This window comes from Desertihabitans aurantiacus (genome assembly GCF_003344635.1).
Lineage (GTDB): Bacteria > Actinomycetota > Actinomycetes > Propionibacteriales > Propionibacteriaceae > Desertihabitans > Desertihabitans aurantiacus.
Window position 1 is genome coordinate 1 of sequence record NZ_QPKK01000305.1, and the last position, 4134, is coordinate 4134.

The window sequence follows — 4134 nt, forward strand, 5'->3', positions numbered from 1 at the left end:
CGGACCAGACGCCGCCGGCCTCCAGCCACCGGGCCCCCAGTTGGACCCCACCGATCGCGGTCTCCAGGCACCCGCGCTGGCGGCAGCTGCACAGCGGCCCGTCGGTGACCACCAGGTGCCCGATCTCCCCGGCCCCGCCGGCAGCCCCGGCCCGCACCTGCCCGTTCACCACGTGCGCCCCGGCGATCCCGGTGCCGAGCGCCACCACGAAGACGTCCTCCGCGCCCCGACCGGCGCCCAGCCGGGCTTCCGCCGCAGCGGCCGCCGCCCCGTCCTGGACGGCCGTCCCGGGGACGCCGAGCCGCTCGGCCAGCAGCGCCGCCGGCGCCAGCCCGTCCAGCCAGCGCAGGTTCGCGCTGCTCAGCACCACCTGGGTGACCGGGTCGAGGGTGCCCGCGACGGTGAGCCCGAACCGGTCCACCGGACGTCCGGCCAGGAAGGCGAGCAGGCCGTCGGCGAGCTTGTCGAGGTCGGCGAAGGAGCCGGTCGCGATCGTGGCCCGGTCGACCACGGCGTCGCCGTCGACCAGCAGCAGCTTGGTGGCGGTGCCGCCGTGGTCGATGCCCAGCAGGTTCACCCGCGCTCCCCCCGCACGGCGGCGACGATCCCGCGGGCCAGCGCCTCGTCGGTGACGTCGTAGCCGGTCTCCCCCGCGGGTGCGGCGGAGCCGAGCGGCACCGCGACGTCCACCCGGACGGTCCGCTTGGCCGAGGCGTGCACCGCGGCCACCCCGGTGGCGGCCACCCGGGCGGCGTTGGACGGGTCGACGCCGCCGCCGGCCATCACCTGGACCCGTCCGCCCGAGCGGCGCACCAACCGCTCCAGCCCGGGCAGCGCGTCGGCGGCGCGGGCGGCGCCGGCCGAGGTCAGCACCCGGTGCACGCCCAGCCCGGCCAGCTCCTCCAGCGCGGCGTCGGGGTCGGCCAGCACGTCGAAGGCCCGGTGGAAGGTCACCTCGGCGCCGCCGGCGCACTCCACCACCGAACGGACCAGCTCGGTGTCGACCGCGCCGGCGCGGAGCCCGCCGACGACCACCCCGGCGGCTCCTGCCGCGACCGCCCAGCGGACATCGGCACGGACCAGCCGCAGCTCCTCGGCGGTGTAGTCGAAGGCCCCGCCGCGGGGGCGGACGAGGACGTGGGTCGCCACCCCGGAGGCGACCGCGGTCTCCACCAGCCCGGCCGAGGGCGTCATCCCGCCGAGGGCCAGCGCCGTGCACAGCTCGAGCCGGTCCGCGCCGACCGCGGCGGCCACCGCGATCCCGGCCGGGTCCTGCACGGCGAGCTCGACCGCGGTCACGCGCTCGGCGTCCGGGACGTCGGGGACCAGGCTCGCGGTCGTCGTCATCGTGCTCCTCCGGCTCGGCGCCGGCCCACCGGGTCGGCGGGCCGCGGGACGCCCGGAAGTCTGGCACGGCTGGTGTCCGCCCTGCGACGACGTGCCGGCACCCGCGACGGACCGGCTACGGTGACCGCCATGGCTGCACCGGGAGAGGACACCTTCGACGACCTGCTCGAGGCCAACCGGGCCTACGCCGAGCGGCAGGACGACACCCCGCTGGAGGGCGTGGCCCGCGCCGGCGTGGCCGTGGTCACCTGCATGGACTCCCGGATCGACCCGCTGCCGATGCTGGGGCTGGAGCGCGGCGACGCCAAGGTGATCCGCACCCCGGGCGGCCGGCTGACCCCCGACGCCCTGGTCGGCTGCGTCCTGGGCGTCCACCTGCTCGGGGTGACCCGGATCCTCGTGGTCCCGCACACCCGATGCGCGATGGCCAGCGGCACCGACGGCGACCTGCGGACCCGGATCACCGAGGCCAGCGGTCTGGACGCCTCCGACCTCGCGATCGGCGCCGACCCCGACCAGGACGCCCGGCTGGCCGACGACCTGGCCACGCTGCGTGAGCACCCGCTGGTCGGCGGGCGGGCCAGCGTCGGCGGGTTCCTGCTCGACGTCGACAGCGGGCTGCTCACCCGGGTCGGCTGACCTCCGGCTCGCAGCCACAGCATCTTCTCAGCCGGTGCACGGGTGCGATCCCGCTCTGGTACGGCACACTCGTGCGTGCCGGCGAGGGCCTTCGGGCCCTCGCCGGACCACCGTCAGGTGTCGGTGCGCGCCCGCCGTCAGGCGTCGATGCGTTCCGCGTCCAGCTGGTAGGCGCCCTCGACGATGAACTCCTTGCGGGGGGCGACCTCGTCTCCCATCAGCACCTCGAAGACCCGCTCGGCCGCGGCGGCGTCGTCCACCGTGATCCGGCGCAGCGCCCGGTGCCGGGGGTTCATCGTGGTCTCGGCCAGCTGGTCGGCGTCCATCTCGCCCAGGCCCTTGTAGCGCTGCGGCTCGGCGAAGCGGATCCCCTTCTTGGTGAGCTCGGCGGCCTTCCGCTGGTACTCCGCGTCGGAGTAGGTGTAGATGTAGCGCTCCTGGCCCTTGCGCGGGTTGGTCAGCTCGAAGCGGTGCAGCGGCGGGACGGCCGTGAACACGCGTCCGGCGTCGACCAGCGGGCGCATGTAGCGGAAGAACAGGGTGGCCAGCAGGCAGCGGATGTGGGCGCCGTCGGAGTCGGCGTCGGCCATGAAGATGATCTTGCCGTAGCGGGCGGCGTCGAGGTCGAAGCTGCGACCCGTCCCGGCGCCGACCACCTGGATGATCTGGGCGCACTCCTTGTTCTTCAGCATGTCCCCGACCGAGGCGCGCTGGACGTTGAGGATCTTGCCGCGGATCGGCAGCAGGGCCTGGAACTCCGAGCTGCGGGCCAGCTTGGCGGTGCCCATCGCCGACTCACCCTCGACGATGAACAGCTCGCTGCGCTCGGTGTCGGTGCTGCGGCAGTCGGCCAGCGCCGCCGGCAGGCTGGAGGACTCCAGCGCGTTCTTGCGACGCTGCGCCTCGCGGGTGGCGCGGGCCTGCACCCGGGCGCGGGAGGCCGAGACCACCTTCTCCAGCACGGCGCGGGCCTGGGCCTTCTCCTCGCGCCGGGTGGAGGTGAGGAAGCCCTTGAGCTCCTCCTCCACGATCCGGGTCACCAGCCGGCTGGCCGCCGGGGTGCCCAGCACCTCCTTGGTCTGGCCCTCGAACTGCGGCTCGTCCAGCCGGACGGTGACCACGGCGGTCAGCCCCTCCATGGTGTCCTCCTTGGTCACCTCCTCCCCCGCCTTGAGCAGCCGGGTGCCCTCCAGCACCTTGGCCACCGAGCGGGTGAGGGCACGCTCGAACCCGGTGAGGTGGGTGCCGCCCTTGGGGGTGGCGATGATGTTGACGAAGGAGCGCACGGTGGTGTCGTAGCCGGTGCCCCAGCGCAGCGCGACGTCGACGTCGAGGGTGCGCTCGACGTCGGTGGGGCTGAGCGCGCCGGTGGCCTCGTCGAGCATCGGCACCGTCTCGGTGAAGGTGTCGGAGCCCTGCAGCCGCAGCACGTCGGTGACGGAGGGGTCGGTGGCGAGGTACTCGCAGAACTCGGCGATGCCGCCGTCGTGGCGGTGCTCCTCCACCGTGGTCTCCGGGCCGCGCTCGTCGGTGATGGTCAGCGCCAGGCCGGGCACCAGGAAGCTGGTCTGGCGGGCCCGGTCACCCAGCAGGGCGGCGTCCAGGTCGGCCTCGGGGGCGAAGATCTGGCGGTCGGGCCAGTAGCGGATGCGGGTGCCGCTGACGCCCTTACGCACCTTGCCGGTTCGGCGCAGCCCGCCGCCGGGTGTGAACGGGGCGTCCGGGCCGGGGCCGTCGAAGGTGCCGGGCACGCCGCGCCGGAACGACATCGACCAGGTCGCGGAGTCGCGGTCCACCTCGACGTCCAGCCGGGACGACAGGGCGTTGACCACCGAGGCGCCGACCCCGTGCAGACCGCCGGCGGCGTTGTAGGAGCCTGCTCCGAACTTGCCGCCCGCGTGCAGCTTGGTGAAGACGACCTCGACCCCGCTCAGCCCGGTCCGGGGCTCCTGGTCGACGGGGATGCCGCGGGCGTGGTCGACCACCAGCACCGACCCGTCGGCGCCGAGGGTGACCTCGATCGAGGTGCCGTGGCCGGCGAGCGCCTCGTCCACGGCGTTGTCGATGACCTCCCACACGCAGTGCATCAGCCCGCGGGTGTCGGTGGAGCCGATGTACATCGCCGGGCGCTTGCGCACCGCCTCCAGG

4 protein-coding genes are annotated in these 4134 nt (G+C 74.7%); 1 reads left to right on the forward strand and 3 read right to left on the reverse strand.

Going from position 1 to position 4134, the window contains the following annotated elements; genetic code table 11:
- Positions 1-577: ROK family protein (locus DVA66_RS17805; protein ID WP_157974098.1), on the reverse strand; the 577-nt coding region annotated here is incomplete at its 3' end.
- Positions 574-1347, reverse strand: a complete 774-nt coding sequence (locus tag DVA66_RS17810; RefSeq protein ID WP_114561250.1) for a copper homeostasis protein CutC — start codon at positions 1345-1347, stop codon at positions 574-576. The genes DVA66_RS17805 and DVA66_RS17810, both read right to left, overlap by 4 nt.
- A 129-nt stretch (positions 1348-1476) precedes the next feature.
- Here DVA66_RS17810 and DVA66_RS17815 point away from each other — a divergent pair, with 129 nt between their 5' ends.
- Complete coding sequence (locus DVA66_RS17815) at positions 1477-1986, forward strand: beta-class carbonic anhydrase (RefSeq protein WP_114561251.1); 510 nt, start codon at positions 1477-1479, stop codon at positions 1984-1986.
- Positions 1987-2123: 137 nt separating this feature from the next.
- On the opposite strand, the gene DVA66_RS17820 is transcribed toward DVA66_RS17815, so the two are convergent.
- Positions 2124-4133, reverse strand: a complete 2010-nt coding sequence (locus tag DVA66_RS17820) for a DNA gyrase/topoisomerase IV subunit B (RefSeq protein WP_232822047.1) — start codon at positions 4131-4133, stop codon at positions 2124-2126.
- Position 4134 lies beyond the last annotated feature (1 nt).